Origin of the sequence: Streptomyces lydicus, from assembly GCF_000717345.1 — a bacterium.
GTDB classification, from domain to species: Bacteria; Actinomycetota; Actinomycetes; order Streptomycetales; family Streptomycetaceae; genus Streptomyces; species Streptomyces lydicus.
In genome coordinates this window covers 84,161-106,449 of record NZ_JNZA01000010.1, presented here as the reverse complement: position 1 = coordinate 106,449, position 22,289 = coordinate 84,161, and the positions used below count along the sequence as shown (strand labels likewise).

Annotated in this window: 21 protein-coding genes and 1 pseudogene; 11 read left to right on the top strand and 11 right to left on the bottom strand. The window is 72.6% G+C overall.

Translation table 11 applies throughout. From position 1 onward, the window contains the following. Positions 1–253 precede the first annotated feature (253 nt). The 4 genes from OO62_RS11440 to OO62_RS11425 are packed head-to-tail and all read left to right on the top strand — an operon-like array spanning position 254 to position 3,164. Complete coding sequence (locus OO62_RS11440; RefSeq protein WP_033267213.1) at positions 254–565, top strand: hypothetical protein; 312 nt, start codon at positions 254–256, stop codon at positions 563–565. Then, positions 562–1,863: a hypothetical protein gene (locus OO62_RS11435; RefSeq protein WP_129323013.1), complete on the top strand. Its 1,302-nt coding sequence runs from the start codon at positions 562–564 to the stop codon at positions 1,861–1,863. Before OO62_RS11440 ends, OO62_RS11435 begins: the two co-directional genes overlap by 4 nt. Beyond that, positions 1,850–2,530, top strand: a complete 681-nt coding sequence (locus OO62_RS11430) for a hypothetical protein (RefSeq protein WP_033267212.1) — start codon at positions 1,850–1,852, stop codon at positions 2,528–2,530. Before OO62_RS11435 ends, OO62_RS11430 begins: the two co-directional genes overlap by 14 nt. A gap of 34 nt (positions 2,531–2,564) precedes the next feature. Then, positions 2,565–3,164, top strand: coding sequence for a hypothetical protein (locus OO62_RS11425; RefSeq protein WP_033267211.1), 600 nt, complete (start codon positions 2,565–2,567; stop codon positions 3,162–3,164). A 197-nt stretch (positions 3,165–3,361) separates the two neighbouring features. Here OO62_RS11425 and OO62_RS11420 read toward each other — a convergent pair whose 3' ends face one another. After that, positions 3,362–3,736 (bottom strand): cupin domain-containing protein, encoded by a 375-nt coding sequence (locus OO62_RS11420; protein WP_033267210.1) that lies wholly within the window; start codon positions 3,734–3,736, stop codon positions 3,362–3,364. A 76-nt stretch (positions 3,737–3,812) separates the two neighbouring features. On the opposite strand from OO62_RS11420, the gene OO62_RS11415 reads away from it, so the two are divergent. Continuing rightward, on the top strand, positions 3,813–4,253 hold the full coding sequence (locus OO62_RS11415; RefSeq protein WP_033267209.1) for a MarR family winged helix-turn-helix transcriptional regulator: 441 nt from the start codon (positions 3,813–3,815) through the stop codon (positions 4,251–4,253). A gap of 56 nt (positions 4,254–4,309) precedes the next feature. Here OO62_RS11415 and OO62_RS11410 read toward each other — a convergent pair whose 3' ends face one another. From OO62_RS11410 to OO62_RS38875, 4 genes and pseudogenes are all read right to left on the bottom strand, one after another. Next, complete coding sequence (locus OO62_RS11410; protein WP_033267208.1) at positions 4,310–5,272, bottom strand: pirin family protein; 963 nt, start codon at positions 5,270–5,272, stop codon at positions 4,310–4,312. A 120-nt stretch (positions 5,273–5,392) separates the two neighbouring features. Then, on the bottom strand, positions 5,393–6,172 hold the full coding sequence (gene ddaH / locus OO62_RS11405; protein ID WP_033267207.1) for a dimethylargininase: 780 nt from the start codon (positions 6,170–6,172) through the stop codon (positions 5,393–5,395). Between the two features lie 183 nt (positions 6,173–6,355). After that, complete coding sequence (locus tag OO62_RS11395) at positions 6,356–6,751, bottom strand: GntR family transcriptional regulator (RefSeq protein WP_033267205.1); 396 nt, start codon at positions 6,749–6,751, stop codon at positions 6,356–6,358. Between the two features lie 237 nt (positions 6,752–6,988). Then, positions 6,989–7,117, bottom strand: a pseudogene (locus tag OO62_RS38875) (asparagine synthase-related protein); the annotation flags it as partial. 92 nt (positions 7,118–7,209) lie between these two features. On the opposite strand from OO62_RS38875, the gene OO62_RS11385 reads away from it, so the two are divergent. After that, a complete protein-coding gene (locus OO62_RS11385) occupies positions 7,210–8,139 on the top strand; it encodes a GNAT family N-acetyltransferase (RefSeq protein ID WP_033267203.1) in 930 nt (309 codons plus the stop codon). A gap of 57 nt (positions 8,140–8,196) precedes the next feature. Here OO62_RS11385 and OO62_RS11380 read toward each other — a convergent pair whose 3' ends face one another. Both OO62_RS11380 and OO62_RS11375 read right to left on the bottom strand, forming a co-directional pair. Then, positions 8,197–9,366, bottom strand: coding sequence for a methyltransferase domain-containing protein (locus OO62_RS11380; protein WP_078617116.1), 1,170 nt, complete (start codon positions 9,364–9,366; stop codon positions 8,197–8,199). Between the two features lie 477 nt (positions 9,367–9,843). Then, positions 9,844–10,731, bottom strand: a complete 888-nt coding sequence (locus tag OO62_RS11375) for a LysR family transcriptional regulator (protein ID WP_277753337.1) — start codon at positions 10,729–10,731, stop codon at positions 9,844–9,846. A 203-nt stretch (positions 10,732–10,934) separates the two neighbouring features. On the opposite strand from OO62_RS11375, the gene OO62_RS11370 reads away from it, so the two are divergent. Next, the gene (locus OO62_RS11370; RefSeq protein ID WP_033267201.1) at positions 10,935–11,228 is read left to right on the top strand and encodes a DUF1330 domain-containing protein; all 294 of its coding nucleotides are present in this window, start codon (positions 10,935–10,937) and stop codon (positions 11,226–11,228) included. A 730-nt stretch (positions 11,229–11,958) separates the two neighbouring features. Beyond that, entirely contained in the window at positions 11,959–12,978 is a 1,020-nt protein-coding gene (locus tag OO62_RS11365) for a lytic polysaccharide monooxygenase auxiliary activity family 9 protein (protein WP_033267200.1), read from the top strand. Positions 12,979–13,074: 96 nt separating this feature from the next. Here the strand turns inward: OO62_RS11365 and OO62_RS11360 are convergent, their stop codons facing one another. Further along, positions 13,075–13,542 (bottom strand): Lrp/AsnC family transcriptional regulator, encoded by a 468-nt coding sequence (locus tag OO62_RS11360; RefSeq protein WP_033267280.1) that lies wholly within the window; start codon positions 13,540–13,542, stop codon positions 13,075–13,077. A gap of 80 nt (positions 13,543–13,622) precedes the next feature. Here OO62_RS11360 and OO62_RS11355 point away from each other — a divergent pair, with 80 nt between their 5' ends. Beyond that, a complete protein-coding gene (locus OO62_RS11355) occupies positions 13,623–14,906 on the top strand; it encodes an APC family permease (protein WP_033267199.1) in 1,284 nt (427 codons plus the stop codon). Between the two features lie 280 nt (positions 14,907–15,186). Next, the gene (locus tag OO62_RS11350; RefSeq protein ID WP_033267198.1) at positions 15,187–15,774 is read left to right on the top strand and encodes a TetR/AcrR family transcriptional regulator; all 588 of its coding nucleotides are present in this window, start codon (positions 15,187–15,189) and stop codon (positions 15,772–15,774) included. A gap of 82 nt (positions 15,775–15,856) precedes the next feature. Here the strand turns inward: OO62_RS11350 and OO62_RS11345 are convergent, their stop codons facing one another. Next, positions 15,857–16,708 (bottom strand): esterase/lipase family protein, encoded by an 852-nt coding sequence (locus tag OO62_RS11345; protein ID WP_033267197.1) that lies wholly within the window; start codon positions 16,706–16,708, stop codon positions 15,857–15,859. Between the two features lie 307 nt (positions 16,709–17,015). Here OO62_RS11345 and OO62_RS11340 point away from each other — a divergent pair, with 307 nt between their 5' ends. Continuing rightward, complete coding sequence (locus tag OO62_RS11340; RefSeq protein WP_033267196.1) at positions 17,016–17,663, top strand: pyridoxamine 5'-phosphate oxidase family protein; 648 nt, start codon at positions 17,016–17,018, stop codon at positions 17,661–17,663. Here OO62_RS11340 and OO62_RS11335 read toward each other — a convergent pair. Both OO62_RS11335 and OO62_RS11330 read right to left on the bottom strand, forming a co-directional pair. Further along, a complete protein-coding gene (locus OO62_RS11335) occupies positions 17,654–18,688 on the bottom strand; it encodes a DNA polymerase Y family protein (protein WP_033267195.1) in 1,035 nt (344 codons plus the stop codon). The genes OO62_RS11340 and OO62_RS11335 overlap by 10 nt on opposite strands. Next, positions 18,685–22,236 (bottom strand): DNA polymerase III subunit alpha, encoded by a 3,552-nt coding sequence (locus tag OO62_RS11330; RefSeq protein ID WP_033267279.1) that lies wholly within the window; start codon positions 22,234–22,236, stop codon positions 18,685–18,687. The genes OO62_RS11335 and OO62_RS11330 overlap by 4 nt, the downstream gene beginning before the upstream one ends. Positions 22,237–22,289 lie beyond the last annotated feature (53 nt).

The window sequence follows — 22,289 nt, the reverse complement described above, 5'->3', positions numbered from 1 at the left end:
GACGGCGATGAGACTTCCCGTTCCGTCCTCATAAGCCTCGTCCGCCACGCACCTTCATTGCCGTGGCCTCCAACGATCAACTGAAGTGCGGTCATCAGCAACGTCCCGCATGCCCTGGTAGCGGGCCTCGTCAGCGGGAGCCACCAGCGGCCTCAGGTGGAGTTGGCGTCACCGTCAACCCATGTAGGGTCTTCGGACGCGTGGGCAGCTGCGCGGCGCGTCAAGATGCCAGATCCAGGTCTAGGGGGATCACGTGGGAGAGAAGTTTTCGGTCGACACCGGGGAACTGGGCGACTTCATGAGAACACTCAAAAAAGCCCACGACTCGCTCGACGACGTGCGCAAGCTCATGAACCAGACGACATCGGACCGCATGGGCACGGAGGAGCTGGACGACGCCTGCAACGATTTCCAGGAACACTGGAAGTACGGCTCCGAGCAGATTGCCGAGCAGACCAAGAAGCTGACTGAAGCCGTGGGCAAGACCAAGGACAACTACGAAGAGGTCGAGCAGGCCCTGGAAGAGGCGTTCAAAAAGGCCGCTGGCAAGGCGGGATCGAAGTGACACAGCCATACCCTCATCTGGGCTTCAACCCCGTCCCCGGAAACGCGACCGCCGTCGCTGCCCTGAAGTCGAAGCTGACGTCCTCAGCGGAAACCCTGGCAAAGGCGCACCGGCTGGTGCAACAGTTGCAGTCCGGTGCCTCTTGGGAGGGTGACGCGGCCGTTGCCTTCCGTGAGGAGCTGGACGGCGCCCTTCCGGACAATCTGAAGAAGGCGCACACCTCCCTGCTGAAGGCTGCAACTGCTCTGGACGGTTGGAACCGCGCACTGCACGGCTACCAGAGCGATGCGAAGAAGCTGGACGACGAGGCGAAAGCCGCGCAGGACAAGCTCGACGCGGCCCAGGGCCGGGAGAAGAACGCCAGTAGCAACCCGGACCTGCAGCTCGCACACCAGACGTTCGACGACGAAGCGTCGCTGCAGAACGCACAGGCCCGACTGGACAAGGCCACCACTTCCCTCAACGATGCGCGGGACGCCGTCACCGACGCGCAGGAACACCTTTCGTCGATCAAACGGCGCGCTCACGATCTGGAGGCTGAGCACTCGTCCACGGCGGGCAAGAAAGCCACCCTGATCCGGGACGCGACGGACAAGCTGGCACCGGAGGAGCCCGGCTGGTTCGGCAAGGCCATGGACTGGTTGGACGACAACCTCACAGACGTGCTGGGCACAGTGGCCGCGATCGCCGGTCTCCTCGCGTTGATCCTGAGTGGCCCCGTCGGCGTGGCCTTCCTTCTGGTAGCCGCGGCAGCGAGTGCAGCCACTCTTGCCACTCGCCTGTCGGACCCCGCCGTCCGTGCCTCGCTCAAGGACGGGTTCACCAAGGGCGAGTTCGATGCTGACTTCTGGAGCAACGCGGTGGGGGTGGCGGGAGACACACTGGGGATGGTGCCAGGAGTCGGCGCCGTGGCACGCGGCGTCAACGGAGCGGTCCGCTCAGCCGGGGCGGCAAGCGAGGCCCTGTCCCTTACCGATCACCTGGCGAGCGCCGGCAGCAAGACATGGCTCGCCGCGAATCGGATCGCCGGGGCTGAGAACCCCCTGACCGCTTGGATGGTCAAAGGCGCCGCCAACCCCGAGCGGGCCGGGCAGATGATCGACCTCGGAGTCGCGGGTGCCGGTGCAGCCACCGGCACGTACGGTACGGCCAAGGACCTGATCGACACGCTGGACAACGACACCGTAAACAATGTGGGCACCGGCATGGACGGCGCCCGCGCCGGCAGCTTCGACGGCGCCGGCAACGGATCCGCCGCGCTCAAGACCCTGAAGGTATTGTTCAATGTCCGCCACTGACGAAATCATGGACGGGTTCGCCGTCACCGAATCTGCGATGAGCGCCGAATGCGACATCTGGTTCGCCGTACCGCCCGGATTCGTGGAAGTGCCACTGGAGTCCCCGCCCGACGCGGCGGCGAGGGGTGGACTGGAGCTACTCACCGAACTGGTACCGCAGGAGCAGTACGAGTCGTTCCGCTCCAACATGGACGAAGCGCAGGCCGTGGGCCGTCTGCTCGCAGGGGCCGGCGCCGTCCACCTCTCCATGGGTATGCACCAGGACGAGTCGGGCGATGTTCTGCACTCCGTTTTCCTTATCAAGTGGGAAGAGGTGCCCTGGGCCCCGCCGAAACTCGCGGCAGCGAAGGCCGCTCTTGCTTCGGCGGAAGCGCGCGATGCCGAATTGGTGGACCTACCGTGCGGTCCGGCTGCTGTGGTGGAGAGTCTGGGTGAGCGGGAAGGCCAGAAGGTCTTCCAGTTGACGGGCTATCTCCCGCACCCCGACGGCCGCCGGGTCGCAGTGCTTGCGTTGAGCACGACAGCGGCCTCCGACCACGAGAATTACCGTGACATGTTTCACGGCATCACCCGCATGGTGAGCTTCGACAACCCTCTGCCGCCGCAGCTGCGCGAGCAGGTGCCGGAGGCTCGGGAAGTCGCCGCCGCGCGAGATGTATTCGGCTGAGCAGAGACCTGCGAGAACAGAGGTGACGTAGCCAGTGCAGTACAAGACGGCCTGGGAGGACCCCGCCACGCGCCAGGCATGGCGCCGTACCGCGATGTTTCGGTGCGCCGCACTGCTGGCCTCGCTCGTGGCCTTTCCGGCATGGCTGTTCGCCGTCGTCATGACGCCGGCGTGGCTGCTGGTGCTGTGGCTGCCGGTCCTGTGCGTCGGCCTGTGGTACGCGCTGCTCGCGATCGTCGCGGTCGCCTCCCTGGCGGGAACGCGAAGAGTGCTGCGTGTCTACCCTTGGCAGCTGGACCTCACCGAGGTCAGGTCGAAGAAGAACGGCAGCACCCAGTTCGTCGTCCCGAACCCGGAGCGGCCCGAGAAGTCCGTGAGCCTCGGGTACGGGGGCATGATCGGTACCGGTCAGCATTTCTGGGTGCGCGCCGTGAAGTCCGGGAAGGTCACCGCCGCGTGGTTCGCCGGCGACCCCCGATACCTGGGCGTCGTGGCGACTCCCGGTCCGCGCCACCTCGTACTGGTCGCCCAACGGGAGGCGACGGACTCCCGGATGTCACCCCGCAAACGCGGCGTCAGCCCCGAGGCCCGGGCACGGGCGCGAGCCGCCGGGGCACGGGTCGGCGGGGACTGACGCACGAGGGCGCCCCTGTCGCAAGGCGCACTCCGCGCCCGCCCTCATCCGACGACGCGGTGCATGTGATCCCGGCGTGCGGTTCGTACCGCACGCCGGGACCGGAAGCCTTCCCCAGGTCGAGACCCCCAAGCTGCTCCTCGCGGCGCTGGAAACCATCCTCGACGGCTGACGGCGCCGCCCCGCGACGCCACGGCTCAGTTGGCCCAGGGCGGCGTGAGGGTTTCGCCGTTGGCCAGCTCGGCGCTGAGGCCGAGGCGGGTCGTGACCCACATCCGCGCGGGCTCGTCGGTCCGGTTGGTCACCCCCAGGGTGGCCCCCGCGGGGGCCACCGCCGCGTCGCCGGCGCCGAGTTCCGCGGTCTCACCGTCGATGGTGAGCCGCAGCCGGCCGGACAGGACGTAGAACACCTCCTCGTGGCTGATCGTGTGCACCGGCGCCACCGTCCCGGCCGGTATCTCGCCCCGCCAGGCCGCGAGGTCCCGGCTGCCGGTGGACGCGCTGACGTAGGACGTGAAGTGGGCGCCGTGGATGTCGTACACCACGGCCTCGTCGCTGCGAATGAACGGCATGCGGGCCTCCACCTGGATCATATGGACAAGTAGCTTGCCCATATAGACAAGCAACTTGTCTAGCTATAGTCAAGCCATGGACGACGCCCTGACCTTCTCCACGCTCCTGCTGGCACTCTCCGGGCAGCTGGTGCAGGACATTCACGCCCGCGTGTCCCAGCGCGGGTTCGCGGACCTGCGCCCCGTGCACGGCTTCGCCTTCGCCCGCATCTCCGGTGGCGACGCCACCACGGCCGACCTGGCCGAACACCTGGGCGTGACCAAGCAGGCCGCCGCGCAGCTGGTCACGGAACTGGTCGGCAAGGGATACGTGCTGCGTCGCCCGCACCCGCACGACGCCCGCGCCCGGCTCCTGGAACTGACCGAGCAGGGCCGGGCCGCCACCCGCGCCGCCGACGAGGCCGCCCGGGCCGCGGTGGCACCCTGGCGGGAGGCCCTCGGCGAGGAGCGCTTCACAAGCCTCGTCACCGACCTGACCCGGCTCGCCCCCCGCGGCCCCATCCGCCCCGCCTGGTAGGCCCGTACGTCACGACGACGGTCGCCGGGGAGGCGCCGGGGCCCTCTCGGCCCGGGTCAGCGGACCCGGCCGCGGGGTTTGAGGGGGCCGGGCGGGAGTTCAGGGGCGAGGAGACGGGCGCCGTCGTAGCCGTGGACGGCGCCGAAGCGGGTGCCGTCCGTCCAGGCCGCGCGGGCCTCCTCGATGTCCTCGTGCGAGCGCCCGACGAAGTTCCACCACATCACGATCTTCTCCTCGAACGGCTCGCCGCCTAGGAGCATCAGGCTGCTGTCGGAGTGGGCGCGCAGGGGCAGTTCGGTGCGGCCGCAGCCCAGGTAGAGGAGGGCGCCGGGGGCCAGGCGGACACCGTCGACCTCGGTCTGGCCGGAAATGGTCAGGGCCGCGTACTCGAAGTCGGGGTCGAGGGGCAGGCGGGTGTCGGTGCCGTCGGTGAGTGCGAGGTCGGCGCCGACCAGGGGCGAGTAGGTGGTGCCGGGCGAGGTGGCGCCGGCCAGTTCGCCGAGGATGACGGTGGCGGTGAGGCCGCGGCCTCCGGTGATCACCGGGAGCTCTGCGTGGTGCTCGAAATGCGGTGCGGTGTCGCGGTGTTCGCCGGGCAGCGCGACCCAGAGCTGGGCGCCGTGCAGCATCGGGCCGTGCCCGTACGGGGACTCCTCGGAGTGGGCGATGGCCCGGCCGGAGGTCATCAGTCCCAGCTCCCGCGGCCGTACGGTCTGCAGGCTGCCGAGGCTGTCGCGGTGCAGCACCTCGCCCTCGCGCAGCCAGCTGACGGTCTGCAGCCCCATGTGCGGATGCGGCGGCACCTGCATCCCGGGCTGGTCGGCGATGTCGTCGGGGCCGTAGTGGTCGACGAAGCACCAGGCGCCGACCATCCGGCGGCCCAGGTTGGGCAGCAGTCTGCGGACGACGGTGCTCTCGCCGAGCGGGACCTGCTTGCCGGGCTGGACGTCACGGACCGGGCCGGTGCGGCCGTTGCCGCCGCACAGGCTGGGCGAAGGTCTCAGATCGAGGTTGCTCATGGCGTCACGATAGGCGCGGGCGGGCGCGCGACCGGGAGAGGCACACGAGACGCCGCACCCGGCCGCCCGGGGTGGCCGTGTCAGGTGGGGCGAGGCCGGCGCGGGTGCGCCTGGCGCCCGTTACGCATACAGCGCGCGCAGCCGTACGGACAGACAGGTGACGCAGCCCTCCAGCTTCTCGAACTCGCTGATGTCCACCACGACCGGCTCGTAGCCGAGGTCGGCGAAGAGTTCGGCGCTCCTGGGCGCGCCGGCCGCCATCAGCAGTCGGCCGCCGCCGAGCAGCACCACGTGGGCGCCGGACTCCTCGGGGACGGGCAGGAAGCGGGGGAAGGCGGCGGGGTCGTCGACCAGGGGCGGGTAGCCGATGACGGTGCCGTCGGGGAGCGCGGTCACCGCGGACTTCAGGTGCAGTACCCGGGAGACCGGCACCGCGACCACACGGGCGCCCAACGGCTCGAAGGCGGACCGGAGTTGGCGTACGCCGTCGGCGTTGGTGCGGCCGCCGCGGCCGACGTAGACGGTGTCGCCGATCTTGAGGATGTCGCCGCCGTCGAGCGTGCCGGGCGACCGGATCTCGTTGACCGAGCAGCCGAGCGCCTCGACGGCCGCGCGGGCGTCCGCGATCTCGGGCCTGCGCTGGTCGGCGCCCGGCCGGGCGAGCAGGGCGACGTTGCGGAACATGACCATGGTGTCCTCGACGAAGACCGCGTCGGGGCAGTCGTCGGCGGGGGCGACCTCGGTGATCCGCCAGCCGTGGTCGCGGAGCACCTGTACGTAGGACTCCCACTGGCGCAGGGCCAGTGCGGGGTCGACCGGGCGCCGGTCGATGTGGGTGACCAGGCCCTCGGCCAGGCGGGGGCCGGGGCGGCGGACGAGGGCCTGCTTGCCGTCGGTCATGCGGTGCGGGTTCCTTCCGGTGGTGGCCCCTACGGCCCTGGTGTTCCTGATGGTCCTGACGGTTCTGGTGCTCCGGGTGCTCCGGGCGTTATCGGTGCTTCCGGTGCTCCCGGTGCTTCCGGTGCTTCCGGTGCTCCCGGTGCTCCCGGTGCATCCGGAGCATCCGGCTTCCCCGTGATCCTTTCAGGCGTCGGCGCCGTACGTCGCGCGCAGGGCGTTCTCGACGGCGGCGAGGGCGGCACGGTGGTCCAGGCCGAGACGCTGGGCGCGGCGGGCGTAGCTCTCGGCGGCTGCGGCGGCCTCCTTGTCCGCGGCCTCGCCGGCCGCCGCGATGAAGCTGCCGTTGCGGCCGCGGGTCTCGATCACACCGTCGGTCTCCAGGGCGCGGTACGCCTTGGCGACGGTGTTGGCGGCCAGGCCGAGCTCCTCGGCCAGCCCGCGGACGGTGGGGAGTTTGTAGCCGACCGGGAGCGAGCCGTCCCTGGCACAATCCGCGATCTGGGTGCGTACCTGCTCGAACGGCGCGACGGCGGAGGCCGGGTCGATGGTGAGGGTCAGGGTCGGGGCCTGCGGGGACACGGGGCGCTCCTGGTGCTGGTGGCGGTGCGGGCGGGCGCGGGGCCGCGCCCCCGGGGAGACCGGGAGGCGCCGTGGTGCCCGTACCCGTCGGTGCGCATGTTTTGTCGCACCCATTGTGCGTCAGGAGCGCCGGCCGCGCCGGGAGGTGACCGGCCCGGCCGGGCGCGGGACCGGCCCCGGGAGTCTCGCCCAGGGCCGGTACGTGGCCCGCGCCGAGGAGTCAGAGCAGTCGTTCGCCTGGGGGCTGGGGTAGGGGCTCCTGACGCGGTCGGCCACCGGATCGGGCAGCACGTCGCGGGTGGCGGCGCGCAGCAGCGACTTCTCCCGGCCGTCGAAGGTCTTCATCGACCAGGGGGTGTTGAAGACTTCTCGCGGTACGCAAAAGCGGAGGCAAACGGCGCCTCGGCCGCCGGAAAAGGAGCGGCAAAACGGAGGGGCGGCGCGTACCGTCCGGCGGCATGACGCTTACCGTGCGCGACTTCCGCCCCGCCGACGCCAAGGCCGTCGCCGACCTGCGCCGGCTCTCCGTGCCGCATCGCATCGCCACCCCGCAGAGCATCGCCTACGAGGTGGCCCACGCCGCCCCCGCGCAGTCCCTGCGGCTGAGCGTCGCCGAGCTGGACGGCAGGATCGTCGGCGCGGTCCACGCCACGCTGCTGCACGACAGCAGCGTGCCGGGCCGGGCCGCGGCCGCCCTGCACGTGCATCCCGACCACTGCGGCCGGGGCATCGGGCACGCCCTGCTGACGTCGGCCGAGGAGCATCTCTCCGCGGCCGGCGCCACCCAGCTCTTCGCCTGGGCGGTCGACGCACCCGGACCGCACGCCTTCGCCGAGAGCCGCGGCTATCGCCGCACCCGCCCGGCCCGCTTCCTCCGGCTCGATCTCGCGGCGGCCGCCCTGCCGCCGCTGCCCTCTCCGCTGCCGCCCGGCGTCCGGCTGCGGACCGGCGCGGACCTGGACGCCGACCCGCGCCCGCTCCACGCGGCGGACGTGGAGGTGAGCGCCGACGAACCGGGCGATGTCGCGGCCGACGCCATGACGTACGAGGACTGGCTGGTGCGCACCTGGGAACACCCCCTGATCGACCTGGACCTCACCTCGGTCGTCACCGTCGACGGCGAAGTGGCCGCCTACAGCCTGGCCGCGACCGACGGCCTGGGCCGCTACACCTCGGCCATGACCGGCACCCGCCGCGCCTTCCGCGGACGGGGCCTGGCACGGCTGGCCAAGACCGCCTCGCTGCACCGCGCCCGCGACGCCGGCTGCACCGAGGCGTTCACCGGCAATGACGCCGCCAACGCCCCGATGCTCGCGATCAACCACGCCTTCGGCTATCAGCCGTTCGCCGCAGAGTGGCGGTACGCAAGGGAGTTGGGGCACGACTGAGTCACCTACGGCAGGACACGGCCCCGCCGGACGGCAGCGGCCCGGCGGGCGCGGCGGTCACGGGGCCACGGCGTTCGTGTCGGTGGCGTCGGTGGCGTCCAGCGCGATCGCGCGGCCGGGGGCCGCCGGGTCGTGGGCGACGGCGTCGCCTGGGCGGTGCCAATGGAGCAGGAAGCGGTGCCCCGCGCGCAGCCCCTCCAGCCCGGCGCGGCAGTACGCGACCATGTCGTCCGGCAGCGCGTCCAGCCGGTGCCAGGTCAGCCCGGCGCACTTGTCCGGCTCCCGGTTCCGGGGCTCGCCGCCGGCACCGTACGCCGCCTCGAAGAACCAGCCGATCCGGGGCCGGGCGGGCGGCGGGGCGCGGTGCTGCATGACGAGCCCGACCGTCAGGTCCTCGGGCGTCAGCCGCAGCCCCAGCTCCTCCGCGGCCTCCCGGATCATGGCCTCCCGGACATCCTCACCGTCCTCGGCGTGCCCCGAAGGGGCGTTCAGCAGACCGTCCGCATAGCCCGTACCGGCCCGCCGGGCGAGCAGCACCTCCTCGCCGCGGCGCAGTACGAGGTGCACATCGACCACTTCGGTGTGCCGACGCGGCAGGTCGGCGACCAGCGCATACCGCTCGTCGCTCACCTCCTTGCCCCACAGCGCCGGCTCGCCGGTCAGGTCCTCCAGGACCGCGAACTCCGCCAACGGGCGTACCAGCGCGGCGAGTTCCCCGGCCCGGAGCCCGACCGGCTCGGCCTCTCCCCACCGCCCCTCCACCAGCACCAGCCGCCCACCAGGCACGAGCAGCCCGGCCCACCGGCGCAGCGCGGCCGCCGGGTCGGGCAGCGCCCACACCACATGCCGCACCAGCACGACGTCGAACCGCCGCTCCCCCACGGGAGGTTCGGCCGCCTCGCCGACCAGGAAGGCGGCGTCCCGCCCCGCCAGCTTGGCGCGCGCCCGCTCGACCATCCCCGCCGCCCGGTCGACGCCGGTGACCCGGTGCCCCTGCTCGACGGCGAGCAGCGCCAGACTTCCCGTGCCGCACCCGAGGTCGAGGATGTCGGCGGGCGCGGACGGCAGCCACGACCGCAGCCGCGCGTCCCAGGCCGACCGCACGCCGGGGTCACGCAGCCCGTGGTCGGGATCGTCGTCGTACGTCGCCGCGATCGCCTCCCAATAGGCGGCGTCGGGCCGGACGATGGACTGCGGAGCCGCTTCCGCGGACACGTCGTTGCTCATACCCCGATGCTGCCACCCCCCACTGACAACGCCCCTGACCTGGCACAACCGACGAACGGTCGCCAAAGCGCGCTCCGGAGTGTTTCGCTACTTCCGCGCCATCTCCCACTCAGCAACGCTCGCGCCGTCTCCGTTCGGCGCGTACAGCACCCTTTCGGGTTGCTGGTGGCCTGAAGCATTGACCGACGTCATGGACGCCGTTGACGGCGGGCGTTCCCGCTGGTTACCCGTGCTTGTCCGGTTCGGCGTCGGCGAAGGCGCGGTATCCGCCGAGATCTCGGGCTGGGCGAGGACGTCGCCGCGGTGTACGACTCGGACCGGACCCAGGGCCATCATCGGATGCTGATCCGCCGGCTAGCGAGGTCGTGTCGGACATTCAGCAAGACCGCCGTCGTCGTCATCACCGCGAAGTCCGCCGGGGCGCAAGGTCTTCGGTCTCGCCACCGCAGGCGTCCGTGTCGCTTGACCTCTTGCGCGTCAGTCCGGCAGCCAGTGCAGCTCGTGCGCCAGGGTTTTGGCGACGGCACGGATGCGGCGGTGTAGCGGCGACTGCTCGCGTGGGAGGACCAGGTGGATCGTCAGGCTGGACGCGCCTCGCAGTGGTCGCCAGGTGAGACCGGCCGGTTGTGCCGTAACCGCGGCTTCTCCGGCCGGGGCGAGGGTGACCCCGTCGCGCAGGTCGCGCTGAGACATGTCGAAAGAGACTGCGGGCGTGTGGAATCGGGGGTGTGGTCGGGTGTCTCGGAACAGTGCGGACAGCTGATCGTGGATCACGGGGTTGGCCGCACGGTCCGGGAGTCGCAGCGGATACGCGGCCGCGTCGGCGATCTCGATCTCCGGGTGTTCGGCCAGCGGATGGTGCTGCGCCAGCTGGACCCCGACGCGCACACGCCGCAGCAGGAACCGGCGCACGCCACGGCCAGGCTGTTCACCGCGGGTGATCCCGGCATCGATGCGGCCGTCGGCGACCGCGGGGGAGATCTCCGGTGTCGCCATCGGGACCGCGCCGACCTCGAGTCCGCTGTTGCCGCGAATCAGCCTGTCCACCAGGGCCGGTGCCGTCTCGGCCCCGGCGCTGAGGCTGTATCCGATGCGCAGCGTGCCCAGTTCACCGGCCGCCGCGCTCCGGGCGGTGTCCCATGCCCGGTCCAGCGCCGCCAGCGCGGGCGGCGCGGACTCCGCCAAAGCCGCACCGGCCGTGGTCAATACGACGCTACGCGTGTTGCGGACCAGCAGGGCCGTACCGAGTTCCGCCTCCAATCGGCGCATCCGGGCGCTGAGCGCGGGCTGTGCGATACCGATCCGTGCGGCCGCGCGGGTGAAGTTCAACTCCTGTGCCAGCACCAGGAAGTACCGCAGGCTCACCGTATCCGGCGCCACGTGCCCTCCCTGCCGATTGATAACGATCCGTTCTGAGTCTATCCCGTACCGGTCTTTCCCTCGACCGCACATCAAGCCCTAACCTGCGCATATGACGATTCCACTGACCGCAGTACCCGTCGCCGGGATCGATCGATCTGAGTGTCAATTCGAAGTCGGACGTGTCCGGCCGAACACGGGAGGTTTCCATGGCCAAGGGGTACTGGGTCAGTGTCTACCCCGCCATTTCCGACCCTGAGAGGCTGACTGCCTACAACAAGCTGGCGGGTCCGGCTGTCCGGGCTGCGGGCGGGCGCGTCCTGTCCCGTGGCGGTCGAGTCGTCGCCCACGAGGCCGGAATCACGCAACGCGTCGTTCTGATCGAGTTCGACAGCTGTGAACAGGCGGTCGCGGCATACGAGAGCGAGGCATACCAGAAGGCGCTGGTAGCCCTCCCCGACGGCTTCGAGCGCGACTTCCGCATCATCGAAGGCATCGACTGACCGACGGGCCCAGCCATCGCTGAGCATCCGTCTGCGGATGGCTCTCGTTGGTCCAAAGCGGGCCATCGCCGGTGGCGGGCCGTTGGCTATACACGGCCGCAGGCTGGCCTGGCGCAGGCGAGTAGCGGACGCTGTCGGGCGGTGTCATTGGGTCGCCAGTCACCCTCTTAATGGCCCTGCCGCCGAGAGGCCCACCGACCATCTTGATGTCGTAGGGGTCGAACTGGGCAGTCTCCACGAATTCCTCCGTGGTTGGCAGCCGGCCGGGCTGTACGGGCCCCGCGACCACAACAACAGTAGTAGCGGGTCCCCCGGGCAGTGGGGGGCGGACGCTCAGTTCGGCTGCCGGAGCGGGCGACAGTCCGTTGCCCGGCGAGCCAGACGGGGAGCCACTGGGAGCCAAACCGGGAGCCAAAGGAGGCGAATCCAGGTGGACCGGCGCGGACCGTCACGGACGGTCCGCGGCCCAACTCCCGGTCGGCGCGCCCCTCCTGGGCCCTCTTCCTGTGCCCCCGCTTAGCCGTGTCTTAAGCAGACCATAAAGATCTCCAGGATCGGCTTTCCGGGCTCAAAGGGGCTGTTCAGCGGGGCTAGCGTGCGGGGTGCAAGGCGGCGTTGCGGGTCGTCGGCGCCGTTCACCGGGGGACGGCGCGGGCGTCCGCATACCGCCCCCCCACCCCTCCGCTGCCTCGTGCCCCGCTCGACGCAACTGATGAAGGAGACCCCCACGATGACCGCTCGTCGTAAGGCCACCGGGATCGCGCTGGCCGGCCTCGCGCCGCTCGCACTGACCCTGCTCACCGCGAGTCCGGCCGTCGCGCACGGTTCGATGTCCGACCCGGTCAGCCGGGTCCTCGCCTGTTACGCGGAGGGGCCGGAGAGCCCGAAGTCCGCGGCGTGCAAGGCGGCCGTGCAGGCCGGCGGGGCGCAGGAGTTCTACGACTGGAACGGGGTGCGGGACGGCAACGCGGGCGGCAAGTCCAAGGAGAAGATCCCGGACGGCAAGCTCTGCAGTGCCGGTGACGCCGCGTTCAAGGGGCTGGACCTGCCGCGCGCCGACTGGCCGGCCACCAAGATGCAGGCCGGCAACCACACGTTCCGCTACCGGGCCACCGCACCGCACCGGGGCTCCTTCGAGCTGTACCTCACCAAGGCCGGTTACGACCCGGCCAAGCCGCTGAAGTGGTCGGACCTGGAGTCGAAGCCGTTCGCGAAGGTGACCGACCCGAAGCTGGTGAACGGGTCCTACGTCTTCGACGGGAAGGTGCCGGCGCGGTCCGGGCGCCATCTGATCTACAGCATCTGGCAGCGGTCGGACAGCCCGGAGGCGTTCTACACCTGCTCGGACGTCGTGTTCGGCAAGGACAGCGGCAAGGCCGGCACCACAGCCGCGGCGCCGGCCGCGTCCGTGCCGACCGAGGGTCAGCTCGCGGCGGGTGCGGACAAGTCGTCCATGGACATGAGCGCGCACGGCCATCAGGGCGGCGCCACGGCCGGGCACGGCGCCACGCTCCGGTCGGCCCAGGCCGGCAAGCCGGCGCCGGCCGGGGGCGGCAACGCCGCGCACACCGACGGCGCGGCCAAGCCGCTCGCCGGTGGCTCCGGTCCGGCGGGCGGCCGGCGGCTGGCGGAGACCGGTGGGGACGGCTCCACCGCCCCGCTCGCCATCGGCGGCGCGGCCGTGCTGGCCCTGGGTGCGGCCGTCCTGTTCACCACCAGCCGCCGCCGGGCCGCCCGCCCCCGCGGCTGAACCACCCCCCACAGCAGCGGCGCCGTCCCCTTCCTTCACCTCGGGGGCGGCGCCGCGCCGTACCCCGGGGCCGCGCGGCCCCTGAGAGGTGTGCCGTTACGGGCCGTTCGGCGGCAGCGGCTCGATGATCTCGTTGGCGACGTGCTGGTAGATGACCGAGCTGCGGCAGTCGACCACTTCGCGGCGCTTGAACACCTGGTCCATGAGGAGGGCGTGCAGCCGGTCGACGTCCGGGACGGCGACATGGACCAGGAAGTCGTCGCCGCCCGCGACGACATAGACGTTGAGGACCTCCGGCAGGGAGGTCAGGAAAGCCTTGAACCGCTCGATGACCTCGCGGTTCATCGGGCGGATCCGGATGGTGAGCAGCGCCTGCACGGGGCGGTTGAGGGTGCGCAGGTCCACCGTGGCGCGATAGCCGGTGATCACTCCACGGGCGCGCAGCGCGCGGACCCGCTCCAGGCAGGTCGAGGGGGCGATGTTGAGCGTGCGGGCCAGTTCGCGGTTGGTCTGCCGTGCATCGCGCTGCAGTTCGCGGACAATCGCCGAATCAATGTCGTCCATGAGATCCATGGTGACCCACCTGCCGAATTTCGTTCGGCGCCAGCTCTTTTTGATCAATTGAACGGTTACGTTCTGCGACTGTGACCGTGCAACAGACTTCTCTTCCTGCTTCTGAACGGGCAGATGTACGGCGGCTGGGCGTCGGCAGCGGCACCGCGCTGTGTGCCGGTGCGGTGCTCGGCCCCGGTGTGCTGACCCTGCCGTCCCTGGCCGCCGCGGCGGCCGGCCCCGCCTCCCTCCTGGCCTGGGTGGTGCTGCTGGCCATGTGTGTGCCGGTGGCCGCCTCCTTCGCCGCGCTCGGCGCGCGGTTCCCCGACGGCGGGGGCGTGGCGACATATGTGCACCGGGCGATCGGGCCGCGCGCGGCGGCCGTGGTGGGCTGGTGGTTCTACGGCGCGGTGCCGATCGGTGTGGTCTCGGCGGCGCTGATCGGCGGCAAGTACGTGGCGGACGCGGCCGGTTGGGGCGACACGGGCGCGACCGCGGTCGCCGGGGTGGTGCTGGCCGGTTCGCTGGTCTCCAACGCGGTGGGACTGCGGATGTCGGGCCGGGTGCAGCTGCTGCTCGGCGGGGTGCTGGCGGCGGTGCTGCTGTGCGCGGTGCTGGCCGCCGCGCCGCAGGTGTCCGCCGCGCACTTCGCACCGTTCCTGCCCGGCGGCTGGACGTCGGTCGGTTCGGCGGCGTCGGTGCTGTTCTTCGCGTTCGCGGGCTGGGAGGCGGCCAGCCATCTGTCGGGCGAATTCGCCGATCCGGCGCGGGACCTGCCGCGGGTGACGCGCCGTACGCTCGCCGTCATCACCGTGCTCTACCTGGGGCTCGCGGTGACCACGATCGGTGCGCTGGGTCCGGCCGCGGCCCGCACCGACACCCCGCTGACCGAGCTGCTGGCCCGGAGTGCGGGCTCCGCCGCGCGCCCGGTGGCCGCCGCGGCGGCGCTGTTCCTCACCTTCGGCGCGGTCAACTCGTATCTGGCCGGGGCCTCCCGGCTCGGTGCGGCGCTCGGCCGGGACGGTGCGGCGCCCCGCTGGCTGGCCAAGGGGGGCGCGCCGGGCGAGGTGCCGCGGCGTTCGCTGGCGGTGCTCGGCGGGGTGGCCGTGGCACTGGGGGCGGCGGCCGGCTCCGGGGGCGCGGATCTGGACCTCCTGATGAGGGCCACCGCCACCTGTCTGGCGGCGGTGACCCTCGCCGGCCTGGCCGCCGCGCTGGTGCTGCTGCCGCGTCGCACTCCCCTGTGGTGCGGCGTGTGCGCGAGCGCCCTGCTGACGGCGGCGGTACTGGCCTTCTCCGGTTGGCTGCTGGTCCTCCCGGCGGTCCTCGCGTGCGCGGCCTTCGGCTTCCTGACGCTGCGCCGGGTGCTGCCCTGAGCTGCATCAGCGGACGAGGCGCCGCGGCAGGCGCACGTAGCGGCTCCAGCGGGCGGGCCGGCCGCATCGGGGGCCGGCCGGAGCGCGGCCGGAGCCGGTCGCCGGTGCCGGACAGGCCGTCGATCAGCAGGCCGGCCTCGGCTCCGGATACCGGCAGCACCCGTTCGTGCACGTTGTGGACACCCCTCCCCGGTCCTTTCCGTCCGGGCAGGGGACAGCCCCGCGCCCGGAGACGTTCTAGAGATGCCTCTCTAATATAGTGGAGAGTAGCCTCTAGAACATGGCCCGCCCCTCCCGCTTCGACCTTCCGCAGCTCCTCGACGCCGCCGTACGGCTGGCCGCCGAGTCCGGGCCGTCCGGGGTGACCATGTCCGCGGTCGCGGCGACCGTCGGCGCGCCCAGCGGCTCGCTCTACCACCGCTTCGCCGGCCGTTCGGCGCTGCTCGCCGAGGTGTGGCTGCGTACGGTCGAGGACTTCCAGGAGGGCTACTTCGCCGCGCTGGAGTCCAGCGACGACCCGCGCGCCGGGGGCCGGGCGGCCTCCCGGCACGTCGTCGCGTGGAGCCGCGGGCATCCGCAGGAGGCGGCGCTGCTCCTGTACGGGGCCCATGAATTCGGCCGGGACGACTGGTCGGAGGAGCACCTGCTGCGCGCGGACGAGGGGAACATGCAGGTACGGGCGGCCGTGGCGGCGCTCGCCGGGGCGCTCGGCCTGCACGGCAGGCTCGCCCTGGAGCGGGTGTCGCTCGCCGTCATCGACCTGCCGCTGTCACTGGTACGCCGCCATCTGCGCGCCGGGGAAGCCCTCCCGCCGCACGCCGAGGAGCTGGCCGAGCAGTGCACCGACGCACTGCTCGCGGGCGGCTGACGACGGCGGGCAGGCGCAGGGCGCCCAGGTCCCCGGAAGCACGGCCCGGCCCCGTGCGGGCGCGGGCCGGGCCGGCTCCCGGTCAGGCGGAGGCGCAGGTGGTCGGGGTGGCGTGGGCCGGGTCGAGGGCGTTGGCCGTCTCGTGGAAGGCGACGCCGTCGGCGAGCCCGATGGCCACGTGCTCGGAGCGGTCGGCCGGGCAGAGGTCCTGGAGCAGGACGTTGCGGACGTCGGGGCCGTCGAGGAACCCACTGGTATGGGGCGTGACGACCTCGTCGTACTTGGTGGCGATCACGGTGTAGTGCACCCCGGGGACGGTGTCGCCGCCCGCGTTGAGGCGGTTGAGGACGTCGGAGCCGGCGATCTGGTCGGTCAGGCCGGGGGTCAGCTTGCCGAGGTAGTCCTTGGCGCCGGGGAACTGGTCCAGCAGCCGGGTCAGGCCGCTGAGGTCCGTGCCGTGGTTGTCGGGGGCCAGCCCGACCAGGGCGTTCACCTTGTCGGCGCCGCCGTGGAACTTCAGGTAGACCCGCGGCATCATGCCGCCCTGCGAGTGGCCGACCAGGTCGACCTTCCGGGTGCCGGTGGCGGCCAGCACCCGGTCCACGTAGGTGGCCAGTTGCTGTGCGGAGGCGTCGACCGCGCCCAGGCCGTGGAAGAACGGGACGCCGGGCAACTGGCCGTAGTCCAGGGAGAAGACGCAGTATCCGCGGGCCACCAGGTAGGGCGCGAGGCCGAGCCAGTTGTCGACGGAGTTGCCCAGGGTGCCGTGCACCAGCACCACCGGGCGCGGGTGCGCGGCGGAGGGCTTGCAGGAGTAGTTGTTCCAGCCGCTGCTGACGGTGGGGGCGGCGGCAGCGGACGGGGCGGTGATGACACCGAGGGCCAGGACGAGGGCGGGAAGGCAGGTGAGCGCTCTTGACCAGCGCAGCTTCATACGATGCTCCTTGCGGGGTGAGGGGACTCCGAAGTGCTCGGTGAGCCGTTCACCTGCGATCCGGATCGCAAGGGCCAACGCAGTTGACTGGCAAGTAAGTTACGGCTGGGTAAGCAGGGCGTACCAGCGGTGTGACGGTGAAGGAAACGACACACAACCCTCACCGTACGTGCGGGGCCCGCGGCGCCCGTTCCATGCGTGCGCCGTGTCCCGTACATCACTCCTGCGCCGCAGCGGCACGATCGTCGGACCGGTCGCCTATCGTCGGTAACGCCTTGACCAGGGCATCGACCGAGGGGAGTGACCGATGGAGACGGCAGGGACGGCGGATCTCACGGGGATCGAGGAGATCTCGTCGGCGGCGGAGCTGCGCGAGCTGATGGGCGAACCCACTCCGCACGCCGCGAACAAGACCCGGCACCGGCTGCACGACTTCGACCGCCAGTGGCTGGCGCGCTCACCGTTCTGCCTGATCGCCACCTCGGACGCCCGGGGCCGGTGCGACGTCTCGCCCAAGGGCGACCCCGCGGGCTTCACCCATGTCCTGGACGACACCACCCTCGTCCTCCCCGACCGGCCCGGCAACAAGCGGATGGACGGCTTCCTGAACGTCCTCGCCAACCCCCACGTCGGGCTGAACTACGTCATCCCGGGGCGCGGCGACAGCCTGCGGATCAACGGCCGGGCCCGGCTGCTGCGTGACGCCCCGTTCTTCGACGAGCTGGTGGTCCGGGGCAACCGCCCGCGGCTGGCGCTGCTGGTGGAGGTCGAGGAGGTCTTCTACCACTGCTCCAAGGCGTTCCTGCGCTCCCGGATGTGGCAGCCGGAGACCTGGCAGCCGGACGCGCTGCCCTCCCGGGCCCGGATCGTCAACGGCGTCGAGGACCCGTCCAGATCGCTGGCGGAGCTGGAGGAGCACTACGGCCCGCGGTACGGGGAGCGGCTCTACGACTGAGCGCGCGGGGTCCCCCGGTGGAGCGTCGCCGCGGGGTGCACGGCGTCCGCGCCGAAGCGCGCCCGGGCGCGGTCGACGGCCGCCTCGATGCGGTGCGCCTTGTCGTCGGACGGGTCGAAGGACAGCTGGCGGGCGGCGAGTTCGGCGCGGCAGAGGTCCTCGGCCCGCAGTGCCACGGACCGCACCCGGGCCCGCTGGAGCCCGAGCGCGGCGTGCAGCGCATAGGCCGCCTCGGTCAGCGCGGGGCCGTGGGCGGTCGGCCCGTCCAGCCGCCGGGTGCGGGTGGTCGTGGAGCGGTCGGCGTAGCGGACGGTGAGGGTGAGGGCGCGGGCCACCTGCCCGCTCCCGCGCAGCCTGGCGCCGAGGTCGTCGGCGAGCGAGAGCAGGGCCCGGCGGCGTCTGGCGGGGTCCAGCTCGTCGTGGGCGAAGCGGTGTTCGGCGCCCGTCGAGCGGGCGGCGGCATTGGGCACCACCGGCGTCGGGTCGATGCCGCGGGCCCGCTCGTGGACGACCCGGCCGGTCTTCGCGCCGAGGATCCGCTGCAGGGTCGCGGGCGGTGCGGCGGCGATCCGGCCGACGCTGTCGAGTCCGTACGCGGACAGGGTGCGGGCGGTCGCCGGGCCGACGCCGTGCAGCGCGGAGGCCGGCCGGCGGTCGAGGAAGGCGGTGACGGCCCCGGGCTCGTCGGGCACGGTCCGGATCTCCCCGGGCGCCGCCCCCTGGGCCGCCATCCGGGCGAGCAGCGGGTTGGCGGCGATGCCGATCGTGCACCGTACGCCGTGCCAGACCAGGGCGCGCAGCCGGATCAGCTCGGCGATGCCCGCCGCGTCCCGGTCGAAGTAGCGCAGCGCACCGCGGACGTCCGCCAGCGCGGCGTCCGGCGGCAGCGCCTCGATCACCGGGGTGAACTGCGCGAGCAGCCGCAGCAGTTGCTCGAACTGCCCGGCGCTCACCGGCGTGCCGTCGGTGGCCCGGAAGCGTACATGGAGCATGCCCGGCGGGCGGGGGGCGTCGGGGGTGCTCATCCGGCGCTCCCCGGGCTGGAGTGCCACAGCTTGCGGCCGGTGGCGGCGCGTTCACCCGGAGGCTGGAGGTCGGCCCAGGGGTGCAGTTCGTAGCCGGTCTCCAGCCGGATGGTGCGGGCCGGGGCACCGGCCGTCCCGGCCTCCTGGCCGTCCTTCCCGCCGGACCCGCCGTCGGGCCCCGGGGCCGCGGGGTGTGCCGGCTCCTCGGCGAGCCGTGCGACGACCGCCTCCAGGCCGCCCTCGCGGCGGAGTTCGGCCAGCTCGGCGAGGTTCCAGGCGGCCGCGCCGACCACGCTGAGGCTGCGCGGCCCGCGCCGCTGGACCGTGCCGCGTACCAGCAGCAGCCAGGAGTGGAAGACGGTGTGGGCGCAGGCCGCGTGGGAATCGTCGAAGAAGGCGCAGTCGACCAGGCCGGTGCTGTCGTCGAGGGTGGTGAAGATGACCCGGCGGCCGGAGCGGATCGGAGGCGTCTGGGTGGCCGCCTTGGCCCCGGCGACCAGCACCGTCTCGCCGTGCCGGGCGTCCCGCAGCCGCCGGGCCGGCAGCGCGCCCAGCTCGGCGAGGAACTCCCGGTGATCGGCCATCAGATGGCGGGAGGTGTCCATGCCGAGGACGCCCAGCTCGGCGCTGAGCCGTTCGACCTCGCTGAGGTCGGGCAGCCCCACCGGCTCGACCAGGTCGGCCGGCGCCGCCCGCCCGGCAGGCCCGGTGCCCGCGCCGTCGAGCGCCGCGGCCGGCAGCGTCAGCTGGCCACCGGACGCCTGCCGCCCGTGGTGGTGCAGCTCGGCGAGGTACAGCAGCAGGTCCCGGCGGTTCGCGCCGAAGGCGTCCAACGCACCGACCCGGGCCAGCCGTTCGGCCACCGGGCGGCTCGGCCTGGCCCGCTGCCACAGGTCCTGGAGGGAGTGGTAGGGCTGCCCGTCCTCGATCCGCCGGGCCTCGGCCTCGCTCATGCCGTGGACGTCGGAGAGGGCCAGCCGCAGCCCCCAGACGCCACGGGAACCCGCACCGGACACCAGTTCGATCCGGTGGGCGACCGCCGACCGGTTCACGTCCAGCGGCAGCACCGGCACCCCGCGCCGCCGCGCGTCCGCCAGCAGCAGCCGCTTGGGGTACATCCCCGGGTCGTGGGTGAGCAGCCCGGCGTAGAAGGCCGCCGGGTGGTGCGCCTTGAGCCAGGCGGACTGGTAGGTGGGCACCGCGAAGGCCACCGCGTGCGCCTTGCAGAAGCCGTACGAGCCGAAGGCTTCGACGATCTCCCAGGTGCGCGCGATCACCTCGGGCGGGTAGCCGCGGCGCTCGGCGCACCGGGCGAACCACGCCCGCACCCGGCCCTGCAGCTCCGGGTCGGACAGCGCGCGCCGCTGCTCGTCCGCCTCGTCCCGCGCACAGCCGGTCATGATCCGCAGCACCTCGATGACCTGCTCGTGGAAGACCACCACGCCGTAGGTCTCGCGCAGCGGTTCCTCCAGGTCGGGGTGCGGGTAGCGGACCGGCTTGCGGCCGTGCCGGGCGTCGATGAAGGGCCGCACCATGTCGGCGGCGACCGGGCCGGGCCGGAACAGCGAGATGTCGACCACCAGGTCGTGGAAGGTGGCCGGTTGCAGCCGGCCGATCAGATCGCGCTGGCCCGGCGACTCGATCTGGAAGCAGCCGAGCGTCTCGGTCGAGCGGATCAGGTCGTAGGTCGCCCGGTCGCCGGGCGGGACCTGCGCGGGGTCGTCGAGATCGATCCGGCGGCCGGCGGCCCGGCCGATCTCGGCGACCGCGTGCGCCATCGCCGACTGCATCCGCACGCCCAGCACGTCGAGCTTGAGCAGCCCCATCTCCTCCACGTCGTCCTTGTCGAACTGCGACATCGCGAAGCCCTCGCCGCTGGTCGGCACGACGGGCGTGCGGTCCAGCAGCGTGGCGTCGGAGAGCAGCACCCCGCACGGGTGCATGGCGATCCCGCGGGGCAGCGCGTCCAGCGCCTCGACCAGCTGCCACAGCCGGTCGTCGCCGGCCTCGCGCACCCCGCGCAGCTCCGGCAGCTCGGCCAGCGCCGCCCGCGCGTCGCGGGCGCGGATGTGCGGGAACGCCTTGGCGAGGCGGTCCACCTCGGCCGGGTCCATGCCCAGGGCGGCGCCCACGTCGCGTACGGCGTGCCGGACGCGGTAGGTCTCGGGCATCGAGACCGTGGCGACCCGCTCGGCGCCGAAGCGGTCGAAGATCGCGCGGTAGACCTCCAGCCGGCGGGCGGACTCCACGTCGATGTCGATGTCCGGCAGCGCCGCCCGCCGCTCGGACAGGAAGCGCTCCATCAGCAGCCCGTGCTCGACCGGGTCGGCGTGCGCGATGCCCAGCAGGTGGTTGACCAGGGACCCGGCGCCGGACCCGCGGGCCGCGACCCGGATGCCCAGGTCCCGGACGTCGTCCACGACCCGGGCGACGGTCAGGAAGTACGAGGGGTAGCCGAGCCGCTCGATCGTGCGCAGCTCGTCGTTCAGCCGCGCCCAGCGCTCCCGGTCGTGGTCGTAGCCGCGCAGCACCATCCCGGCGGCGCAGCGCGAGCGCAGCACCCGGGCGGCGGTGCGGTGCTCCGCGCCGACCAGCCGCGGCTCGGGGAAGTGGATCCGGCCGAGCCCGAGGTCGTCCTGCGGGTCGACCAGGCACGCGCCGGCGGTCTCCTCGGTCATGGCGAGCAGCCGGTGCGCCAGGCCGCGGCGGAAACCGGCCGCCTCGGCGATCCGCTCGGCGGTGCGGCCCATCGCGGCGGTGTCCTTGAGCCAGCGCTCACCGCTGTCCCAGGAGTCGGGGCGGTGCGGGTCCACCGGCACCAGGCGACGGGCGGAGTCCAGGACGTCGGCGACCGGGCCCTGGCCGGGGTCGGCGTAGCGGACCGCGTTGGTCAGCACGGCGCGGACGCCCTGGTCGACGGCGAAGCCGAGGGTGCGGGCGGCCAGCCGCGGGGAGCCGGGGCCGCTGCCGGGCCGGCCGTGGTCGACGACCTCCAGGCGCAGCGCGTCGCCGTACAGCTCGCGCCACGGGACGAGGAGCCGGGCGGCGCGGTCCGGGCGGCCGGCGGCCAGCGCCCGGCCGACCTCGGAGTCCGGTCCGAGCAGCACGGTCAGTCCGTCCGCGGCGGACGCCAGGGCGCTCCAGGGGAGGACGGGCTGTTCGGTCCGGCCCGCGTGGGCGGCCGAGACCAGCCGGCACAGCGCGGCCCAGCCGGCCGCTCCGTCACGGGCCAGGAAGACGGCGCGGGCGGCGGACTCGTCGAGGAAGGCGCCGCCGCGCACCGGGGTGCGGCGGCGCACGGTGGCGCTGCCGGCCGCGGGCGCGGGCGCGCGCTCCGCCACGGCGAGTTCGCTGCCGAACAGCGGGCGGATGCCGGCCCCGGCTGCGGCCTTGGCGAAGCGTACGGCTCCGGAGAGGCCGTCCCGGTCGGTCAGCGCGAGGGCGTCCATGCCGCGCTCGGCGGCGCGCTCGGCCAGCCGCTCCGGGTGGGAGGCGCCGTAGCGCAGGGAGAAGCCCGAAGCGGTGTGCAGATGCGTGAACCCTGGCATCCGCACCTCCTGCACCTCATCCGGCCCCCCGGCTGACCTGTGTCTCTCGTTCC

Excerpts from the sequence above, each read along its gene's own strand:
- OO62_RS11430 (WP_033267212.1), top strand. The coding sequence starts at position 1,850 with ATGTCCGCCACTGACGAAATCATGGACGGGTTCGCCGTCACCGAATCT.
- OO62_RS11420 (WP_033267210.1), bottom strand. The coding sequence starts at position 3,736 with ATGCCGTTCATTCGCAGCGACGAGGCCGTGGTGTACGACATCCACGGC.
- OO62_RS11415 (WP_033267209.1), top strand. The coding sequence starts at position 3,813 with ATGGACGACGCCCTGACCTTCTCCACGCTCCTGCTGGCACTCTCCGGG.
- OO62_RS11410 (WP_033267208.1), bottom strand. The coding sequence starts at position 5,272 with ATGAGCAACCTCGATCTGAGACCTTCGCCCAGCCTGTGCGGCGGCAAC.
- ddaH (WP_033267207.1), bottom strand. The coding sequence starts at position 6,172 with ATGACCGACGGCAAGCAGGCCCTCGTCCGCCGCCCCGGCCCCCGCCTG.
- OO62_RS11385 (WP_033267203.1), top strand. The coding sequence starts at position 7,210 with ATGACGCTTACCGTGCGCGACTTCCGCCCCGCCGACGCCAAGGCCGTC.
- OO62_RS11380 (WP_078617116.1), bottom strand. The coding sequence starts at position 9,366 with ATGAGCAACGACGTGTCCGCGGAAGCGGCTCCGCAGTCCATCGTCCGG.
- OO62_RS11370 (WP_033267201.1), top strand. The coding sequence starts at position 10,935 with ATGGCCAAGGGGTACTGGGTCAGTGTCTACCCCGCCATTTCCGACCCT.
- OO62_RS11365 (WP_033267200.1), top strand. The coding sequence starts at position 11,959 with ATGACCGCTCGTCGTAAGGCCACCGGGATCGCGCTGGCCGGCCTCGCG.
- OO62_RS11360 (WP_033267280.1), bottom strand. The coding sequence starts at position 13,542 with ATGGACGACATTGATTCGGCGATTGTCCGCGAACTGCAGCGCGATGCA.
- OO62_RS11350 (WP_033267198.1), top strand. The coding sequence starts at position 15,187 with ATGGCCCGCCCCTCCCGCTTCGACCTTCCGCAGCTCCTCGACGCCGCC.
- OO62_RS11345 (WP_033267197.1), bottom strand. The coding sequence starts at position 16,708 with ATGAAGCTGCGCTGGTCAAGAGCGCTCACCTGCCTTCCCGCCCTCGTC.
- OO62_RS11340 (WP_033267196.1), top strand. The coding sequence starts at position 17,016 with ATGGAGACGGCAGGGACGGCGGATCTCACGGGGATCGAGGAGATCTCG.
- OO62_RS11335 (WP_033267195.1), bottom strand. The coding sequence starts at position 18,688 with ATGAGCACCCCCGACGCCCCCCGCCCGCCGGGCATGCTCCATGTACGC.
- OO62_RS11330 (WP_033267279.1), bottom strand. The coding sequence starts at position 22,236 with ATGCCAGGGTTCACGCATCTGCACACCGCTTCGGGCTTCTCCCTGCGC.